This is a genomic window from Kitasatospora sp. NPDC057595, from assembly GCF_042800875.1.
GTDB lineage: Bacteria > Actinomycetota > Actinomycetes > Streptomycetales > Streptomycetaceae > Kitasatospora.
This window is the reverse complement of record NZ_JBHVGL010000029.1, coordinates 18704-37145: the sequence shown is the minus strand read 5'-3', so window position 1 is coordinate 37145 and position 18442 is coordinate 18704. Positions and strand designations below refer to the sequence as shown.

Annotated in this window: 15 protein-coding genes and 2 tRNA genes; 4 read left to right on the top strand and 13 right to left on the bottom strand. The window is 72.3% G+C overall.

The genetic code is table 11. The features are described from left to right. Positions 1-155: 155 nt before the first annotated feature. A complete protein-coding gene (locus tag ACFU9E_RS31865) occupies positions 156-2795 on the bottom strand; it encodes a valine--tRNA ligase (protein ID WP_380687956.1) in 2640 nt (879 codons plus the stop codon). A 208-nt stretch (positions 2796-3003) separates the two neighbouring features. Between ACFU9E_RS31865 and ACFU9E_RS31860 the strand changes: the two genes are divergently transcribed. Further along, positions 3004-3822, top strand: coding sequence for a hypothetical protein (locus ACFU9E_RS31860; protein ID WP_380687954.1), 819 nt, complete (start codon positions 3004-3006; stop codon positions 3820-3822). An 84-nt stretch (positions 3823-3906) separates the two neighbouring features. Here ACFU9E_RS31860 and clpX read toward each other — a convergent pair whose 3' ends face one another. The 6 genes from clpX to ACFU9E_RS31830 form a co-directional block, all read right to left on the bottom strand. Then, positions 3907-5196, bottom strand: a complete 1290-nt coding sequence (gene clpX / locus ACFU9E_RS31855) for an ATP-dependent Clp protease ATP-binding subunit ClpX (protein ID WP_030309676.1) — start codon at positions 5194-5196, stop codon at positions 3907-3909. Positions 5197-5431: 235 nt separating this feature from the next. After that, on the bottom strand, positions 5432-6094 hold the full coding sequence (locus tag ACFU9E_RS31850) for an ATP-dependent Clp protease proteolytic subunit (protein ID WP_380690255.1): 663 nt from the start codon (positions 6092-6094) through the stop codon (positions 5432-5434). Between the two features lie 57 nt (positions 6095-6151). Continuing rightward, complete coding sequence (locus tag ACFU9E_RS31845) at positions 6152-6769, bottom strand: ATP-dependent Clp protease proteolytic subunit (protein WP_045941987.1); 618 nt, start codon at positions 6767-6769, stop codon at positions 6152-6154. 284 nt (positions 6770-7053) lie between these two features. Then, a complete protein-coding gene (gene tig, locus ACFU9E_RS31840) occupies positions 7054-8451 on the bottom strand; it encodes a trigger factor (protein WP_355372330.1) in 1398 nt (465 codons plus the stop codon). 254 nt (positions 8452-8705) lie between these two features. Then, the gene (locus tag ACFU9E_RS31835; RefSeq protein ID WP_380689406.1) at positions 8706-10280 is read right to left on the bottom strand and encodes an MDR family MFS transporter; all 1575 of its coding nucleotides are present in this window, start codon (positions 10278-10280) and stop codon (positions 8706-8708) included. A 98-nt stretch (positions 10281-10378) separates the two neighbouring features. Next, positions 10379-10452 (bottom strand) — tRNA-Pro (locus tag ACFU9E_RS31830). A 144-nt stretch (positions 10453-10596) separates the two neighbouring features. Here ACFU9E_RS31830 and ACFU9E_RS31825 point away from each other — a divergent pair. Continuing rightward, positions 10597-10667: transfer RNA gene (locus ACFU9E_RS31825), tRNA-Gly, on the top strand. A gap of 82 nt (positions 10668-10749) precedes the next feature. Here ACFU9E_RS31825 and ACFU9E_RS31820 read toward each other — a convergent pair. Next, positions 10750-11310: a hypothetical protein gene (locus tag ACFU9E_RS31820; protein ID WP_380689237.1), complete on the bottom strand. Its 561-nt coding sequence runs from the start codon at positions 11308-11310 to the stop codon at positions 10750-10752. 216 nt (positions 11311-11526) lie between these two features. Between ACFU9E_RS31820 and ACFU9E_RS31815 the strand changes: the two genes are divergently transcribed. Then, a complete protein-coding gene (locus tag ACFU9E_RS31815; RefSeq protein ID WP_380689235.1) occupies positions 11527-12330 on the top strand; it encodes a DUF6348 family protein in 804 nt (267 codons plus the stop codon). Between the two features lie 36 nt (positions 12331-12366). On the opposite strand, the gene ACFU9E_RS31810 is transcribed toward ACFU9E_RS31815, so the two are convergent. The 4 genes from ACFU9E_RS31810 to ACFU9E_RS31795 all read right to left on the bottom strand — a co-directional run bounded on the left by ACFU9E_RS31810 (position 12367) and on the right by ACFU9E_RS31795 (position 15883). Beyond that, positions 12367-12561, bottom strand: coding sequence for a hypothetical protein (locus ACFU9E_RS31810; protein ID WP_355372342.1), 195 nt, complete (start codon positions 12559-12561; stop codon positions 12367-12369). Between the two features lie 551 nt (positions 12562-13112). Continuing rightward, positions 13113-14249: a PP2C family protein-serine/threonine phosphatase gene (locus ACFU9E_RS31805; protein WP_380689232.1), complete on the bottom strand. Its 1137-nt coding sequence runs from the start codon at positions 14247-14249 to the stop codon at positions 13113-13115. Between the two features lie 461 nt (positions 14250-14710). Next, positions 14711-15202, bottom strand: coding sequence for a ribose-5-phosphate isomerase (locus ACFU9E_RS31800; protein ID WP_355375987.1), 492 nt, complete (start codon positions 15200-15202; stop codon positions 14711-14713). 81 nt (positions 15203-15283) lie between these two features. Then, positions 15284-15883: a biotin transporter BioY gene (locus ACFU9E_RS31795; RefSeq protein ID WP_380687693.1), complete on the bottom strand. Its 600-nt coding sequence runs from the start codon at positions 15881-15883 to the stop codon at positions 15284-15286. A 301-nt stretch (positions 15884-16184) separates the two neighbouring features. On the opposite strand from ACFU9E_RS31795, the gene ACFU9E_RS31790 reads away from it, so the two are divergent. Further along, on the top strand, positions 16185-17600 hold the full coding sequence (locus ACFU9E_RS31790) for an amino acid permease (RefSeq protein WP_380687691.1): 1416 nt from the start codon (positions 16185-16187) through the stop codon (positions 17598-17600). Positions 17601-17679: 79 nt separating this feature from the next. Here ACFU9E_RS31790 and ACFU9E_RS31785 read toward each other — a convergent pair whose 3' ends face one another. Then, positions 17680-18330: a DsbA family protein gene (locus ACFU9E_RS31785; protein ID WP_380687689.1), complete on the bottom strand. Its 651-nt coding sequence runs from the start codon at positions 18328-18330 to the stop codon at positions 17680-17682. Positions 18331-18442: the final 112 nt, after the last annotated feature.

The following is an 18442-nucleotide window of genomic DNA, read 5'->3' as shown; positions in this document are numbered from 1 at the left end:
GGGCGGAATAGGTCCTCACCCGGTCCGGGATGAATATTCGCCGGAAGGGAGCAACGGATTGGGCTATTGGGCCGCACGATTTTCCGACCTTCCGGAAAAACGGCGGAGCCGCACCCCGCGTCGGCGGGATGCGGCTCCGGGGAACCGTCGGCGCGTCAGCCCTGCGGCAGCGCCGCGAGCTGGGCGGTGATCCGGGCGATGTCGGCCTCGGCGGCCTCCTGACGGGTCCGGATCTTGGCGACCACGTCGTCCGGCGCCTTGGCCAGGAAGGCCTCGTTGCCGAGCTTGCCGCCGCACTGCGCCTTCTCCTTCTCGGCCGCCGCGAGGTCCTTGGCGAGGCGCTTGCGCTCCGCCGCGACGTCGATGGTGCCGGACAGGTCCAGCGCCACGGTGGCGCCGGCGACCGGCAGCGAGGCGGTGGCCGCGAAGCCCTCCTCGGGCACGGTCAGCCGCAGCAGCGAGCGGATCGCGTCCTCGTGGACGGCGAGCACGGTGCCCGCGAGCTCCAGGCGCGCCGGGACCTTCTGGGCCGGCTGCAGGCCCTGGTCCGAACGGAACCGGCGGACCTCGGTGACCACCTGCTGCAGCGTGGCGACCTCGGCCTCGGCCTCGGCGTCCCGGTAGCCGGCGTCCTTCGGCCAGTCGGCGACGACCACCGACTCGGCACCGGTCAGCGTCGTCCAGAGCGCCTCGGTGACGAACGGCACGACCGGGTGGAGCAGGCGCAGGGTGACGTCCAGGACCTCGCCCAGCACCCGGCGGGAGGCCTCGGCCGGCGCGCCGCCCTTGGCCAGGGTGGTCTTGGAGAGCTCGACGTACCAGTCGAACACCTCGTCCCACGCGAAGTGGTAGAGCGCGTCCGAGGCCTTGGCGAACTCGTAGTCGTCGTACAGCGCGTCGACCTCGGCCACGGTCGCGTTCAGCCGCGACAGGATCCAGCGGTCCACCGCGGTCAGCTGCTCCGGCGCGGGCAGCGGGCCGTCCACGGTCGCGCCGTTCATCAGCGCGAACCGGGTGGCGTTCCAGATCTTGTTGCAGAAATTCCGCGCGCCCTTGACCCAGTCCTCGCCGATCGGCACGTCGGCGCCCGGGTTGGCGCCGCGGGCCAGGGTGAAGCGGACGGCGTCGGCACCGTAGGCGTCCATCCAGTCCAGCGGGTCGACGGCGGTGCCGGAGGACTTCGACATCTTCTTGCCGAACTCGTCACGGACCAGGCCGGTCAGGGCGACCGTCTTGAACGGCACCTGGCCGTCCATCGCGTACAGGCCGAACATCATCATCCGGGCGACCCAGAAGAAGATGATGTCGTGGCCGGTGACCAGGACGTCGGTCGGGTAGAACTTCTCCAGGTCGGGGGTCTTCTCCGGCCAGCCCAGCGTGGAGAACGGCCACAGGCCGGAGGAGAACCAGGTGTCCAGGACGTCCGGGTCCTGGTGCCAGCCCTCGCCCGTCGGCGGCTGCTCGTCCGGTCCGACGCAGACGACCTCGCCGTCCGGGCCGTACCAGACCGGGATCCGGTGGCCCCACCACAGCTGGCGCGAGATGCACCAGTCGTACATGTTGTCGACCCAGTCGAAGTAGCGGCGCTCCAGCTCCTTCGGGTGGATCTCCACCTTGCCGTCGCGGACCGCGTCGCCGGCTGCCTTGGCCAGCGGCTCGACCTTGACCCACCACTGCAGCGACAGCCGCGGCTCGACCACCGTGTGGCAACGCGAGCAGTGGCCGACGGCGTGCATGTACGGGCGCTTCTCGGCGACGATCCGGCCCTGCTCGCGCAGCGCGCCGACGACGGCCGAGCGGGCCTCCAGCCGGTCCAGGCCCAGGAACGGGCCGTGCACGGTGATCGCGCCGCGCTCGTCCATGACGCTCAGGTTCGGCAGGTCGTGGCGCTGGCCGATGGCGAAGTCGTTGGGGTCGTGCGCCGGGGTCACCTTGACGGCGCCGGTGCCGAACTCCGGGTCGACGTGCTCGTCCGCGACGACCGGGATCTCGCGGTCGGTCAGCGGCAGCTTGATGGTCCGGCCGACCAGGTGACGGTAGCGCTCGTCCTCCGGGTGGACGGCCACCGCGGTGTCGCCCAGCATCGTCTCGGCGCGGGTGGTGGCGACGACGATCGAGTCCTCGCCGTCCCCGTAGCGGATCGAGACCAGCTCGCCGGGGACCTCCTCGTGCTCCACCTCGATGTCGGACAGCGCGGTGAGGCAGCGCGGACACCAGTTGATGATGCGCTCGGCGCGGTAGATCAGGCCGTCGTCGAAGAGCCGCTTGAAGATCGTCTGGACGGCCTGCGACAGGCCCTCGTCCATGGTGAAGCGCTCGCGCGACCAGTCGACGCCGTCGCCGAGGCGGCGCATCTGGCCGAGGATCTTGCCGCCGTAGTTCGCCTTCCACTCCCAGACCTTCTCGACGAAGGCCTCGCGGCCCAGGTCGTGGCGGGACAGGCCGGACTCGGCGAGCTGCTGCTCGACCTTGTTCTGGGTGGCGATGCCGGCGTGGTCCATGCCGGGCAGCCAGAGCGCCTCGAAGCCCTGCATGCGCTTGCGGCGGGTCAGCGCGTCCATCAGCGTGTGCTGGAAGGCGTGGCCCAGGTGCAGCGCACCAGTGACGTTCGGCGGCGGGATGACGATGGCGTACGGGGGCTTGTCGCTCTTGGCGTCGGCGGTGAAGTAACCGCGCTCTACCCAGCGCTCGTACAGCTCGCCCTCTACCTCCGCCGGGGCGAAGGTCGTCGGGAGGGTGGCTGCGTCGTCCCCGGCGTGCGTGCTCACGGGGCGCTGGTTCGTGGTGTCGGTCACGACGGACAGTTTACGTAACCCGGGAACCGGGTCACGAACGGCTTTCACCCCCCGGACACCGGAGCCCGGCACCGGAGCCCGGCACCGGAGCCGGCCGGCACGGCCCCGGGGTATTCCCCGACCGGGTGACGGACCGGTGCGATAACGTGCCGGACATTCGTCCGAGCCTTCGTACAAGCCCGGCACCACCGTCCCAGGAAGGGCCTCCGTGACCGAGCAGAACCCCTACGGCGCCCCGCCGCCGCCCGGCGGCCAGCCCCCGTACGGCGGGCAGCCCTATGGCGGGCAGCCCTACCCCGGCCCGCCCGCGCCGCCGCAGACCCCGCCGCCCTACGGCGCCGTCCCGCCACAGTCCGGCCCGCCCGGTGCGCCGGGCCAGCCGCTGCCGCCCGGCTACGCCCCGTACGGCGCGTTCCCCGCACCGGCGCCGCCGCGCCGCTCCCGCCGCACCCTCGGCATCCTCATCGGCGTCTTCGTGCTCGTGCTGGCCCTCATCGGCGGCGCGGTCGCGTACTTCGTCTTCGACATCACCTCCAACGCCGGCACCCAGAAGATCGTCCTGCCGGCCGGCTTCAACGGCCTCACCAAGGACGAGAACAACGAGGTCGCCCGGCAGATGGAGGAGGGCATCACCACCGAGCTCGGCAAGGGCGACGGCTCCTGGAACCCGACCGGCGTCAGCGCCGTCTACCAGGACTCCGCCGGGGACCCCAAGCTCGTGGTGCTCGGCGCCTACGGCAAGGTGCTCGCCCCGAAGACCGAGCTCAACGCCATGTTCAAGGGCCTCCAGTCGGACGGCACCACGGTCAACGACCGGCACGCCGTCGACCCGGGCCCCAAGGGCGGCAGCATGGACTGCGGCGTGGCCTCCCAGGACGGCACCGACCTGGGCGTCTGCGCCTGGGCCGACTCCAGCAGCCTGGTCCTGGCGATGGCCCCGCCGTCGGAGGACGGCGGGCGCCCCGACCTCGACAAGCTCGCCGCGGACACCCGCGCCCTGCGCGCCGCCGCCGAGGTCCCGAAGTAGGCCCCCACACGCCCGAGGGCCCCGGCGCCGCCCGTGGAGGCGGTACCGGGGCCCTCGTCGTTTCCGGGCGGGACCCGTCGGGCGTCAGGCGCTCTTCTCGCGCCGCTCCCGCTTGATCATGTCGCGCGGCACCAGGGTCGGGATGGCGTGCTTGGAGACGACGTCCCCGGTCACCACCACGCGGGCGACGTCCTGGCGCGAGGGCACCTCGTACATCACGGACATCAGCACCTCCTCCATGATGGCCCGCAGGCCCCGCGCGCCGGTGCCGCGCAGGATCGCCTGGTCCGCGATCGCCTCCAGCGCGTCCCGGGAGAACTCCAGCTCCACGCCGTCCAGTTCGAAGAGCTTGCGGTACTGCTTGACCAGCGCGTTCTTCGGCTCGGTGAGGATCTGCAGCAGCGCCTCGCGGTCCAGGTTGTGCACGCTGGTGATCACCGGGAGGCGGCCGATGAACTCCGGGATCATGCCGAACTTGACCAGGTCCTCCGGCATCACCTGACGGAAGTGGTCGCTGGCATCCAGCTCCCGCTTGGAACGGATGTTCGCGCCGAAGCCGATGCCCTTGGCACCCGCCCGACCCTCGATGATCCGCTCCAGGCCGGCGAACGCGCCGCCCACGATGAACAGCACGTTGGTGGTGTCGATCTGGATGAACTCCTGGTGCGGGTGCTTGCGCCCGCCCTGCGGCGGCACCGAGGCGGTGGTGCCCTCCAGGATCTTCAGCAGCGCCTGCTGCACGCCCTCGCCGGAGACGTCCCGGGTGATCGACGGGTTCTCGCTCTTGCGCGCGACCTTGTCGATCTCGTCGATGTAGATGATCCCGGTCTCGGCCTTCTTGACGTCGTAGTCGGCCGCCTGGATCAGCTTGAGCAGGATGTTCTCGACGTCCTCGCCGACGTAGCCGGCCTCGGTGAGCGCGGTGGCGTCGGCGATCGCGAACGGCACGTTCAGCATCCGGGCCAGGGTCTGCGCCAGCAGCGTCTTGCCGGAGCCGGTCGGGCCCAGCAGCAGGATGTTGGACTTCGCCAGCTCGATGGCGTCCTCGCGGCCGTTGCCGCCGCTGCGGCCGGCCTCACCGGCCTGGACCCGCTTGTAGTGGTTGTAGACGGCCACCGACAGGGCCTTCTTGGCGAGGTCCTGCCCGACCACGTACTGGTCCAGGAACTCGTAGATCTCGCGGGGCTTCGGGAGCTCCTCGAAGCGCACCTCGGAGGTCTCGGCGAGCTCCTCCTCGATGATCTCGTTGCACAGGTCGATGCACTCGTCGCAGATGTACACGCCTGGGCCGGCGATCAGCTTCTTCACCTGCTTCTGCGACTTGCCGCAGAACGAGCACTTGAGCAGGTCGCCACCGTCTCCGATGCGTGCCACGAGGTGCTTCCCCTTCGCCAGGGGCCCCGCGGGAGTTCCGGGGCCTGGTGCTGTGGACCGTCGACGCCGACGGCGATCGGTCTCGCTATCCGACGGTACTCTGCCGAGCCGCCGATTCCGCCCTCTTCGCCGGGTCTGCCCTACGCCCTGGGCGAATTGATACCGAACAGATGCCGTCGGAGCAGCCCCCGGATCCCTCCCGCCCACGAGGACGGGCCGGGAGGGAGTGCCGACCTCAGGAGGTCAGCGAGGCCTTGCGGGTCGAGATCACCAGGTCGACCAGACCGTACTCGACGGCCTCCTCGGCCGTGAGGATCTTGTCGCGCTCGATGTCGTCGCGGACCTGCTCGACCGACTTGTTGGAGTGCTTGGACAGCATCTCCTCCAGCTGCTCGCGCATCCGGAAGATCTCCTTCGCCTGGATCTCCAGGTCGGAGACCTGGCCGCGGCCGGTCTCGGTGTACGGCTGGTGGATCAGGATGCGGGCGTTCGGCAGCGCCATCCGCTTGCCGGGGGTGCCGGCCGCCAGCAGCACGGCCGCCGCCGAGGCCGCCTGGCCCATGCAGACCGTGGTGATGTCCGGCTTGACGTACTGCATGGTGTCGTAGATGGCCGTCAGGGCCGTGAACGAGCCGCCGGGCGAGTTGATGTACATCTGGATCTCGCGGTCCGGGTCCATCGACTCCAGGCACAGCAGCTGCGCCATGATGTCGTTCGCGGAGACGTCGTCCACCTGCGAGCCGAGGAAGATGATGCGCTCCTCGAACAGCTTGGCGTACGGGTCGTACTCACGGATGCCCTGCGAGGTGCGCTCGACGAAGCGCGGGACGATGTAGCGGCCATCGGCCCGCATGTCCTCGACGCGGGCCTTGGCGGCCGACAGGCTGGGGATGTTCATGGGTGTTCTGGTCCTCCGGAGCGTTGTGGCTGTGGTCTCGTGGGCCCGGGCCGGGGCTCAGGCGCCGGTGCCGCCGCCGCCGGGGACGTCCGCGGCGCTGTGCATGATCGCGTCGATCAGGCCGTAGTCCAGGGCCTCCTCCGGCGTGAACCAGCGGTCGCGGTCGGAGTCCTGGGTGATCTGCTCGAAGGACTGGCCGCTGTGGAACGCGATCAGCTCGGACATCCGCTTCTTGGTGCGCAGCAGCTGCTCGGCCTGGATGCGGATGTCGGTGGCCGAGCCGCCGAGGCCGGCGGAGGGCTGGTGCATGAGGATGTTGGCGTTCGGGAGCGAGAAGCGCTTGCCCTTGGCGCCGGCGGTCAGCAGGAACTGGCCCATCGAGGCCGCCATGCCCATCGCGATCGTGACGACGTCGTTCTTGATGTACTGCATGGTGTCGTAGATCGCCATGCCGGCCGAGATCGAGCCGCCCGGGGAGTTGATGTAGAGGAAGATGTCCTTGTCCGGGTCCGCGGCCAGCAGCAGCAGCTGGGCGGTGATCTTGTTCGCGATGTCGTCGTCGACCTGCTGGCCGAGGAAGATGATCCGCTCGTTGAGCAGCCGGTTGTAGACCTGGTCGCCGAGGCCGCCCAGCACGTCACCAGCGGCGGCGTGCGGCGCCATCGGGCCGGGCATCTGCATCTGCGGGTACGTCACTTAGCCACCTGCTCAGTCGATTTGGACGGTCGCTCCACGGCCGTCACGATGTCGCACAGCTTCCGGGTATCACGTCGTGATTGTTGCTGTCCATGGACCCTAACGCGCAGGCCCGGCCGCTGAATCCCTCACGCAGAACTGTTCGCTGTGAGCGCAGGGTTCGCGGCCCCGGCGGGCCCGGCCCCGGGAACGGCGCGGGCCCGGACACCGTACGGCGTCCGGGCCCGCGCTCACGCCTCGGGCGAGCGAGGCGACCGCGGCGGTCAGGCCTCGGTCTTCTCCTCGGCCTCGGCCTCGGCGGCCGGGGCCTCGACGGTCTCGGCCGACTCGTCGGCCTCGTCGTCGTCGAAGTTGATCTCGTTGCCCTCGGTGTCGACGACCTTGGCGGCCTCGACCACGGTGGCCAGCGCCTTGCCGCGGGCGACCTCGCCGACCAGCAGCGGCACCTGGCCACCCTGGACGACCTGCTGGGCGAACTGGTCCGGGGTCAGGCCCGAACCGGCGGCACGGCGGATGAGGTGCTCGGTCAGCTCCTCCTGGGAGACGTTGAGCTCCTCGTCGGCGACGATCTGGTCCAGGACGAACTGGGTCTTGATGCCCTTCTTCGCCTGCTCCTCGGTCTCCGCGAGGTACTCCTCCTCCGACTTGCCCTGGGTCTCCAGGTAGCTCGCCAGGTTGAGGCCCATCGGCTCCAGCTGGTGGTGCTCGAGGTTGTGCTTGCGGGTCTCGATCTCGTCCTTGAGGAGCTTCTCCGGGAACTCGATCTCGACCAGGCCGAGCAGCGCGTCCAGCACCTTCTCCTGGGCCTGGGTGGCCTGGTCGTACTCCTTCATGCGCTCCAGGCGCTTGCGGGAGTCGGCCTTCAGGTCCTCCAGGGTGTCGAACTCGCTGGCCAGCTGGGCGAACTCGTCGTCCAGCTCGGGCAGCTCCTTCTCCTGGACGGCGGTGACCTTGACGGTGACCTCGGAGGACTTGCCGGCCTGGGTGCCACCCTTGAGCTCGGTGGTGAAGGTGGCGGTGCCACCGGCCTCCAGGCCGACGACGGCCTCGTCGATGCCGTCGATCAGACGGCCCGAGCCGATCTCGTAGCTGACGCCGGCGGCGGTGCCGTCCTCCGGCACCTCGCCGTCGACCTTGGCCTCGAGGTCGACGACCACGATGTCGCCGGCGGCGGCGGCGCGCTCGACGTCCTTGACCGAGGAGAAGCGCTCGCGCAGCTGCTCCAGGGACTTGGCGATGTCCTCGTCGGAGACCGCGATCGGGTCGACGGTGACCTCGATGGTCGAGAAGTCCGGCAGGGTGATCTCCGGGCGGACGTCGACCTCGGCGGTGAACTTCAGGTCACCGCCGTCGGCGATCTTCTCGACACCCTCGATGTTGGTGATGTCGGGCTGGCCGAGGACCTCGATCTTGCCCTCGTCGACGGCCTGCGTGTAGAAGCGCGGCAGGGCGTCGTTGACGGCCTCCTCCAGCACGGCGCCACGGCCGAAGCGCTGGTCGATGACCCGGTTCGGGATCTTGCCCTTGCGGAAGCCCGGGACCGAGACCTGCTGGTTGATCTTCTTGTACGCCGCGTCGAGGCTGGGCTTGAGCTCCTCGAAGGGCACCTCGACGGTGAGTCGAACCCGGGTCGGGTTCAGAGTCTCGACGGCGCTCTTCACGGTTAGGTCTCCTATGGGCTTGCGGTCAGGTTGCCTGCGCCCTCCCCGGACGCCGGCCGGGGCCGGTTTCCAGCGGGTCGGGCGAGACGGGCGATGGGCGGTTGGAGCTGCATCTCCCGTGGGGGGTGGACGGTGAGCGTGACTCCTCGCCCTCGTGCGGTTGACCTGGGTGGACGCCACAGGGACTACCGCCAGCGCCCCATCCTACCGGTACCACGAAAGGCGGACGCCAGGACGCCGCCGTCCGGGCCCGTTCAGGCCCTCCCGGCGGCCTTCCGGGCCGGTCCGGACACGCCCGCGGCGGCGGCTCCGGAGGGCACCGCGCCCTCCGGCCCGGCCTCCGTCCCGGCCGCGGAACCGGTGCCGCCCCCGGGCCCGGTGCCGCCGGAAACCGGGGCCGGGCGCATGGTCGCGGCGGCGTCGGAGTCCCGCACCCGCAGCGCGATCACGGCCGCGAGCAGGGCCAGCCCGGCCGCGGTCAGGAAGGCGGCGCGGTAGGCGGCGAGGTTCGCCACGGGCGTACCCGAGGCGTCCGCGGTGAACGGTCCGACGGCGGTCAGCACGGTGCCCAGCACGGCCACGCCGAGCGCCGAGCCGAGCTGGCGCTGGGCGTTGTACAGGGTGGAGGCGGCGCCGGTGGAGGCCACCGGGATCGTCGCGAAGGCCGCGGTCTGGCTCGGCATGAAGACGTGGGCCATCGCGAACCCGCAGACGAAGAGCAGCGCGCGCACCGCCCACAGGTTGCTGTCCGGCCCGATCGTGGCCATCACCGCCAGCCCGGCGGCCACCACGGTGGCGCCCGTGACGAGCAGCCGGCGCGGGCCGAACCTCGGGTAGAGCCGGCCCGCGATCTGCGAGGCGAGCATCACACCGAGCGCCTCGGGGAAGATCATCAGACCGCTGTGCAGGGCGTCCATGCCGAGGGCGTCCTGCATCAGCAGCGGGAACAGGTAGAGCATGCCGAGGAAGGCCGCGCCGGAGAAGAGCGAGAGCAGATTGGTGGTGCGGAAGATCCGGTCCCGGAAGAGCCGCAGGTCGAGCATCGGCTCGGGGCGGCGCAGCTCGACGGCGACCAGTGCGGCGAGGGCGAGCGCGCCGCCGAGCGCCGCGGCGAGGATCCGCGCGCTCCCCCACCCCTCGGACGCGCCCTCGGAGAGCGCGTACATCGCCGCACCGAAACCCGCCGCGGAGAGCAGGAAGCCGGCCGCGTCGAAGCGCCCGGCGCGCTCGGCGCGGTAGTCCGGCAGGAAGAGCAGGCCGAAGACCAGCGCGGCGAGGCCGACCGGCAGGTTGACGATGAAGACCCAGTGCCAGGACCAGCCGTCCACCAGCCAGCCGCCGAGCACCGGCCCGGCGGCCGGGGCGACCGCGGTGGGCAGCATCAGCACCCGGGTCGCCCGCATCCGCTCCTCCTGCGGGAAGGCGTGGAAGAGCATGGTCATCCCGACCGGGGTGAGCAGACCGCCGGCCGCGCCCTGGAGGATCCGGGCGAGGGTGAGGCCGGTCAGCGAGCCGGCCACCCCGCACAGCAGCGAGGCGAGGGTGAACAGGGCGAGCGAGGCCAGGAACACCCGGCGGGTGCCGAGGCGGTCGCCGAGCCAGCCGGAGAGCGGGACGAAGACCGCCAGGCTGACCAGGTAGCCGACGTTGATCACGCCGACCCCGGCGGGGTCGGTGCCGAAGTCGCGGCCGATCGCGGGCAGCGCCACATTGACGATCGTGGTGTCCATGATCGACATGAACAGCGCGGCGACGAAGACGACGCCGACCGCGGCCTTGGGGTTCATCCGCGGCCGGCGCGGTGCTCGCGCCGGGCTCGTCGCACTCATCGGGGCTCCAGGTTCGGTGAAAAATCAACCACCTACCATGCCGGAAGGGCCCCGGAAACGACAACAGGGCCCCGCCCTGGGCGAGACCCTGCGCACGGTCGGGGTGACCGGATTCGAACCGACGGCCTTCCGCTCCCAAAGCGGACGCGCTACCAAACTGCGCCACACCCCGTGGTGCCGAGAGGAAGCGTACACGCCGGGCCCCGCCGGATCGGCGAGATATTCCGCGGCCCTCACCGGGAACGGGTGTGCACGCAGCCGACCGGACCAGGTACGCTGTTCCCGACCTTCCGTCCGGTGACGGCCGGGGGATCGCGCGGGCGTAGCTCAATGGTAGAGCCCTAGTCTTCCAAACTAGTCACGCGAGTTCGATTCTCGTCGCCCGCTCCGCAGGACGAACGGCCCCGGAGGATGCACCGCATCCCCGGGGCCGTTCGCTTTCCCGACGGCGGGTCGGACAGACCCCGGGTCACAGGCCCAGCCGGGCGGCCCGGGCCGCGGCCCGCTCCAGCAGCCGGTGGACGTCGGCCTGCCGGGTGGCGGGCCGGTCGTTGAACTCGTCCGGGGAGCGCACCGGGCGGCCGGTGGCGTGCAGCACCTCCATCAGCTGGACCCGGGCGGTGCGCACGGTGGCCGGGGTGCCGAACCCGTGGGCGAGCACCGCCGCCTGGGCGCCGAGCAGGCAGACCCGGCCGGCCGCGTCCCACATCGCCCCCTGCAGCCAGCCGTGCGCGGCGATGTAACGGGAGGCCAGGCCGAGGTGCTCGGCGGCGGTGACCGGGGCGGGCCGGGCGGGGCGGCGCAGCGCCCGGTCGAGCAGGGTGGCCCGGGGCAGTGGGTGGCCGGCGTGCCAGGGCTGCGGAGCCGAGCCGTAGCGGCAGACGGGGTGGGGCGCCGGGGTGCGCGCGGGCGCGGGCAGCGAGGCCAGGTACGCCTCGATCTCGGTGACCAGCCCGGAGGCGTCCGGGGTGAGCAGCAGGGCGGGCACCGGGACGGTCGGCGCAGCGGGCGGCGGGGCGGTGCGGGGCATACGGGTTCTCCAGGCGGCGACGGTGGTGTTCGCTACCCAAAATGGTGCATTCCCGTCATTTCGGCGACCGGAGCGCCACGCCCGCCCCACCCGGCCCGAACGGTTTCCCGGGGGGCCTCCGGGCCGATAGCCTCGGCGGCGTTCGAGAGCAGTTCGAGAGCAGTTCGATGGCCGATGGCGTCGAGACGATTCGAAGCCGTGAGCGGAGGAGTCCCCGTGCGCCCGCAGGACCGACTGGCCGTCATTCAGCGCTGCGTGGTCCGGGAGATGGCGCGGTTCGGGCAGGAGTTCACCGTCGACGGCGAGGTGGTGCGCGGTCCGGGGACGGTCGCGGTGGCCGTCCGGGAGCACCCCGGCGGCGAGGGCGCCGGGCACGTGGACCTCGGCTGGGCGCTGGAGCTCGGCCGGGCGGACGCGCCGGTGGTGTGGGACTGCGCGGCCGGCCTCGGCAAGACCGAGGAGGAGAAGCTCGACAACGCGGTGCGGATGTGGGCGACCACCACGGCGGCCGCGCTGGTCGAGACGGCCGAGCGCCGCGGTGCGCACGCCGACCACGCCGACCACCCCGAACTGCCCGGCTGGCACGCCGTCCAGGGGCCGGCGGCGGTCTTCGGGTTCGGCAACGAGCATCTGGCGGCCTGGCTGGCCGGGAACCGGGTGGTGCCGGCGCTGGCGCCCGCGCTGCTGCCGGCGCTGACCGGGGCGGGCGAGCGGCGGCCGCACGGGGTGAAGCTGTTCCTCGGCGGGCGGTCGGGGGACGACGTGGCCGAGGTCAGGGTCGACGGCGAGGTGAACGAGGCCGCGTCGGCGGCGCTGCGCGCGCTGGACTGGCCGCGCGGCGAGCGGCTGTGCTGGGCCCGGCTGTTCGTCCTGCTGACGGCGCGCGAGGAGGCGTCCGCGCCGGTGACCGCACCGGCCGGCGCCGGCGGGGTCGTGGCGGCCCGGCCGGCGGCCGTGGCGGCGGCGCGCCCGCGGGGCCTGTTCGCCCGGTGGCGGCAGGCGAGGCGCGCCGACCGGTGACGGGGCGCCGGCCGCGAAGGGCCGGCGGTCCGGGGGTCAGCTGGCGATGTTCGAGATGGACTTGGCGATCTGGCTCAGGAAGTCCTGGATCGGCTTGGCGGCCGTGCTCTGGTTGAGCATGAAGCCGAACAGGGCGGCCAGGATGAAGTGCCCGACCTTGAGCTGCTTCTGGCGGATGAAGATGAAGCAGATGATGCCGAACAGGACCAGCGCGGAGACGGAGAGTGCCACCCGGACTCACTTCCTCGTTTCATAGCGGGGCGCCACCGGCTGACGACCCCTGTGAAGCCGGACCCCGGCCTGTCCGACGGTCCCGAGGCGGAACGGCAGATCGTCCGGCACGTCGAGGCCGGAGGGGTGGCCGCCCGTGACGGCCGCACGGTGTTCGTCGTGCCGCATGTGACGCCCCCCATCCCCCGAATCCTGAACAGTCCCGCCCGGACTCAGTGTGGTCGACCGTGCCGATTGCGTAAAGGTCTGACAGTCGGTCGAACGCCGATATCCTGCGATGCGAGACGAGTTTCCGCCGACCGAGACGATAGCCGAGACCTCCTGACGAATCCTCGGCGGGGCGCCGCTGAGCGGCCGGGAAACGTTCGGCGGGCCGGACCGGAACCGGCAGGTCCGCTCTGCTTCCGGGGCACCGGAATTGGCTGAAGATCAGCTCCGGGGCTTGACAGCGGCTGCCGCTGGCACGTGCCGCCGCCGAGGGGTCGCGGAAGGCCCGTCGTGCGGGGCTCCACCAGCCGGTTCCGCACCGCGCCGGGCCCGTTGCGCACGGCTCAGTCGCGCCAGAACAGCAGGACCGCGCGGTCGTCGTTGATGTCCCGGGCGACCGTCTCGATCAGCCGGGAGGCCGCGCCGCCGCCGGCTCCGGCGCCCGGCACCAGCCGGTCCGCCTCGCCCATCAGCCGGTCCATGCCCTCCGAGAGGTCCCGGCCGGGTGCCTCGACCATGCCGTCGGTGCACAGCAGCAGGACGTCGCCGCGGTTCAGCCGCCCCCGCACGCCCTCGAACTTGGCGCCGTCGTAGATGCCGAGCGCCGGGCCCTCCAGCGCCTCCTTGACCTCCCAGCGGCCGGCGCCCGCCAGCCGCTGCATGCCGGGCAGGTGCCCGGCCGAGAGCAGCTCGTACTCGCCGGTGTCCAGGTCGAGCACCAGGTGCACGGCGGTCGCGAAGCCCTCCTCCCAGGACTGCCGCAGCAGGTAGCCGTTGGCGGCCGGCAGGAAGTCGTGCGCGGGCAGCGAGCCCAGCAGCCCGCCGAACGCGCCGGAGAGCAGCAGCGCCCGAGAGCCGGCGTCCATGCCCTTGCCGGAGACGTCCGCGAGGACCACCTCCAGCACCCGGCGGCCGGGGCCGGTGCGGTCGGCGACCACGAAGTCGCCCGAGAAGGACTGCCCGCCGGCCGGGCGCAGCGCCATGTCGGCGTGCCAGCCGTCCGGCAGCCGGGGCACCCGGCTCTGCACCCGCAGCCGCTCGCGCAGGTCGAAGAGCATCGTCGAGCCGCCCCACCAGGGCACGCCGACCCGGCTGCGGAACTGGGCCAGCAGCAGGCCGCCGACCCCGGCGGCGCCGACCACCAGGGCGGCGCCCGGGGTGACCCCGTAGGTGTAGGCCTCCGGGTGGTCGCTGGCCACCCGCTGGCCGGTGTGGATGACCGACTCGGCGGACAGGCCGAGCGCGGCCAGCGCGTAGAGCACCACCAGCGAGCCGGGGCGCAGCAGCAGGGCCGCCGCCAGGATCGGCAGGACCAGCGCGGTCGGCGGGGCCCAGGCGGGCCACCAGACGTTGAGCAGGATCAGCAGCGGGACCAGCAGGGCGAGCGCGCAGAGCACCGGCCAGTCGGCGGCGCCGCCGCGGAACCAGTCGACCGCGGCGGTGCGCAGCCTTCGGCGGACCCGGCGGAGCCTCTTGCGCAACCGGGCCGTCACGGGGTCGGACGCCGGAGCGGCGCCGGGCCTCGTCGCAGTCGTCTGGGGCGGTGTGCCCGGCGCTCTGCCAGCCATGGGGACCGACCATATCCAGCGGTCGCGGTCGGCGTCGACGGCCAGGGTGCGAGCGGTGGTGCGGTGGCGCGGGCGCGTCAGCGGGTTTCGGCCGATTGCGGCGGGCGGCGTCCGGGGTGTCAGGAGGCGTGCGGGCGCGGGGCGTACGAACCGACCGGACGGCGCACGCCCCGTCGCGCGGGCGGTCGGGCGCGGCGTGCGCCGGGGTGCGCGCTGTGGCCGATCACACAGCGGCCGCACAGCCGCCGTCCAGCCGCCTCCCAGCCGCCGTCCAGCCGGTTCCGGACCCCGCGCGCGGGCCGGGGAACGCGGCGGCCGGCCGCGCCGTCGGGGGCGTGGCCGGCCGCCGGAAGGAGCCGGGACGGGCGGGAGGGTCAGCCCTCCTGCTGCGGGTGGTGGGCCGGGATCGGCGGGAGCTCGCCGGTGGTCTCGTACACGCTGAGCATGTCGATCCGGCGGGTGTGCCGCTCGTCGCCGCTGTACGGGGTGTTGAGGAAGACCTCCACGAACTTCGTGGCCTCCTCCTCGGTGTGCATCCGGCCGCCGATGGAGATCACGTTGGCGTTGTTGTGCTCGCGGCCGAGCGCGGCGGTCTGCTCGCTCCAGGCCAGCGCGGCGCGGACGCCCTTGACCTTGTTGGCGGCGATCGCCTCGCCGTTGCCCGAACCGCCGATCACGATGCCCAGCGACTGCGGGTCGGAGGCGGTGCGCTCGGCGGCCCGCAGGCAGAACGGCGGATAGTCGTCGAGGGCGTCGTAGATGTGCGGCCCGCAGTCGACCGGCTCGTGGCCGGCCTCCTTGAGCCACTCCACGAGGTGGTTCTTCAGTTCGTATCCGGCATGGTCGGAGCCCAGGTACACGCGCATGCCCATGAGTGTGGCATGCGCGTGGACCCGGGCTCCGCAGGGGGCGCCGCCTTCGGCAGGTCGGCGCCGTGCGCCATTTCCTCAGCGGCGGCCGAGGAGCTTCCAGGCGAGCGGGAGGGCGCCGGCGGCGAGGGCGGCCTTCAGGGCGTCGCCGACCAGGTACGGGTAGAGGCCGAGCTCGGCGGCGCGGGCCATCGGGACGTCGAGGGCGAAGGCCAGGTAGGGCACGCCGACCGCGTAGATGGCGAGGCTGCCGAGGACCATCGCGGCGGCGGTGCGCACCGGCGAGCGGTCGGCACCGCGCCGGGCCAGCGCGCCGACCAGGCCGGCGGCCAGCACGAAGCCGATCGCGTAGCCGAGGGAGGGCATCGACCAGCCGGAGGCGCCCTCGGCGAACCACGGCACGCCCGCCATGCCGGCGAGCAGGTAGAGGCCGAGCGAGGCGACGCCCCGGCGGCTGCCGAGCGCGGTGCCGACCAGCAGGGCGGCGAAGGTCTGGCCGGTGACCGGCACCGGGGAGCCGGGGACGTTCACCGACAGCTGGGCGGCCAGGCCGGTGAGCGCGGTGCCGCCGGCGACCAGGGCGAGGTCACGGGCCTGGCCGCCGAGGCGGCTGCCGGCGGCGGGCAGCAGGTCGGCGAGGACGGCGCGGCTCGGAACGGGGGTGCTGGCGGTGGCCATCGGGCTTCTCCTCGGCACGGTGGGGATCCGGACGATCGAAGGATCAGCGGATCAAGTGAGTGATCACTCTGAACCTACGCGGCGATCACGCCGAACACCGTCAGGGATCCGGACAAACCCCCGGCCGGACTCCTTGTCGGGTCCCGACCCACCGGGGCGACGGAGCGTGAGCATCCGGGGTCCGAATGTCACGATGGGGTCCGCATGCTGGTCCCGAACCGGACATTCTTGGCATGCCCAGTCGTGTCACCGGATATTGGACAGCTCGCACCGCATGTCGAACAGTCTGGATCCACCTCCCATGGCCCCCACCTCCGCGCCCCCCGCGCCCGGGACCACCACAACCGAGTCCGATCCCCCGGCCGACGGCCGGCAGCTCGCGCACGGCCTCAAGCAGCGCCACCTCTCGATGATCGCGCTCGGCGGCGTCATCGGCGCCGGCCTGTTCGTCGGCTCCGGCGCGGGCATCGCGGCGGCCGGGCCCGCCATCATCCTGGCCTTCGTGCTCTCCGGCCTGCTGGTCATGCTGATCATGCGGATGCTCGGCGAGATGTCGGCGGCCCGCCCGGCCTCCGGCTCCTTCTCGGTGCACGCCGAGAAGGAGATCGGCCCCTGGGCCGGGATCACCGCCGGCTGGATGTACTGGGTGATGCTCTGCTGCGGCGTCGCCGCCGAGGCCACCGCCGCCGGCAAGATCGTCAACGGCTGGATCCCCGGCGTCTCCGCCTGGGTCTGGGTCGCCCTGTTCATGGTGTTCTTCTGCGCCAGCAACCTCACCGCGGTGAAGAACTTCGGCGAGTTCGAGTTCTGGTTCGCCGCCGTCAAGGTCGCCGCGATCATCGCCTTCCTGGTGCTGGGCGGGCTCGGCATCGCCGGCGTGCTCGGCCCCGGCGCCCCCGGCACCGCCAACCTCACCGGCCAGGGCGGCTTCCTGCCCACCGGCGTCAGCGGACTGATCGTCGGCCTGCTCGCCTCCGTCTTCGCCTACGGCGGCCTGGAGACCGTCACCATCGCCGCCGCCGAGTCCGAGGACCCCCGGCGCAACGTCGCCCGGGCCGTGCGCACCGCCGTCTGGCGGATCGCGATCTTCTACATCGGCTCGATGGCGCTGGTCGTCACGCTGGTCTCCTGGAAGGACCCGGCGGTCGTCGCCGACGGCCCCTACGTCACCGTGCTGCGCCACCTCGGGGTGCCCGGCGCCGGGACGATCATGCAGTTCGTGGTGCTGATCGCGCTGCTGTCCGCGATGAACGCCAACATCTACGGCGCCTCCCGGATGGCCTACTCACTGGTCGGCCGCGGCCAGGGCCCGCGCGCCCTCGCCAAGGTCGGCGGCGGGGTGCCCCGGCGGGCGGTGCTGGCCTCCTGCCTGTTCGGCTTCGCCGCCGTCCTGGCCGCCAAGTTCTGGCCCGCCACCGTGTTCACCTGGCTGATGAACACCACCGGCGTCGCGATCCTGGTCGTCTGGCTGTTCATCTGCGTCGTCCAGCTGCGGATGCGCCGCCGGCTGGAGCGCGAGGCGCCCGAGCTGCTGACCGTGCGGATGTGGGGCTTCCCCTACCTGACCTGGGTCGCGATGGCCGCCGTCGCCGGCATCCTCGCCCTGATGACCACCACCGAGGGCAACCGGCAGCAGCTGTACGCGGCCGGCGTGCTGGTCGTGCTGCTCACCGCCGCCGGACTGCTCAAGCAGCGCCGGGACGCCGTCCGCGGCTGACGCGGGGCGCGCGACGCGCGGGAGGGGCCCGGTACCGCGTGGTACCGGGCCCCTCCCGCGCGAGCGGCCGCTCGACGACCTACTCGAAGGACGGGCTCGCGGTACGGGTCCGCTTGATCTCGTAGAAGCCCGGCGTGGAGGCGACCAGCAGGGTGCCGTCCCACAGCCGCGCCGCGGCCTCGCCGCGCGGGATCGGCGTCACCACCGGGCCGAAGAACGCGACCCGCTCGCCGTCCGCGCCCTCGACCGCGATCACCGGGGTGCCGACGTCCTCGCCGACCAGGGTGATGCCCTCCTTGTGCGACAGGCGCAGCGCGTCGTCGTACGCGTCGGTGCCGGCCGCCTCGGCCAGCTCCACCGGCAGCCCGGCCGCGGCCAGCGCCGCCTCGATCGTCTCCCGGTTCTGCGGCAGGCCCTGGTTGTGGAAACGGGTGCCCAGCTCGGTGTACAGCCGGCCCAGCACCTGATCGCCGTGCTGCTTCGCGGCCGCGATGCACACCCGCACCGCGCCCCAGGCGTTGTCCAGCAGGTCCCGGTACTGCGGCGGGAGGTCCCGGCCCTCGTTCAGCACCGACAGGCTCATCACGTGCCAGTTCACGTCCACCGGGCGCAGCTGCTGGACCTCGATCAGCCAGCGGGACGTCATCCAGGCCCACGGACAGGCCGGGTCGAACCAGAAGTCGGCGGTCTTGCGCTCGGCGGCGCCGGCGGCACCAGCGGAGTTCGTCACGGCTGTCGTCCTTCGAGAGTCGTCCGGAAGAAGAGCGGAGAAGTGCGCGGCGGAGGCCGTGCGGCCGTGGCGGACCGCGCCCCCAGAGCGCCAACGCCCGGCCCCCGCCACT

What these genes read in the sequence shown, in the direction of transcription:
- ACFU9E_RS31850 (WP_380690255.1), bottom strand. Translation starts at nt 6,094, where the DNA reads ATGAACATCCCCAGCCTGTCGGCCGCCAAGGCCCGCGTCGAGGACATG.
- ACFU9E_RS31845 (WP_045941987.1), bottom strand. Translation starts at nt 6,769, where the DNA reads ATGCCCGGCCCGATGGCGCCGCACGCCGCCGCTGGTGACGTGCTGGGC.
- ACFU9E_RS31835 (WP_380689406.1), bottom strand. Translation starts at nt 10,280, where the DNA reads ATGAGTGCGACGAGCCCGGCGCGAGCACCGCGCCGGCCGCGGATGAAC.
- ACFU9E_RS31820 (WP_380689237.1), bottom strand. Translation starts at nt 11,310, where the DNA reads ATGCCCCGCACCGCCCCGCCGCCCGCTGCGCCGACCGTCCCGGTGCCC.
- ACFU9E_RS31800 (WP_355375987.1), bottom strand. Translation starts at nt 15,202, where the DNA reads ATGCGCGTGTACCTGGGCTCCGACCATGCCGGATACGAACTGAAGAAC.
- ACFU9E_RS31795 (WP_380687693.1), bottom strand. Translation starts at nt 15,883, where the DNA reads ATGGCCACCGCCAGCACCCCCGTTCCGAGCCGCGCCGTCCTCGCCGAC.
- ACFU9E_RS31790 (WP_380687691.1), top strand. Translation starts at nt 16,185, where the DNA reads ATGGCCCCCACCTCCGCGCCCCCCGCGCCCGGGACCACCACAACCGAG.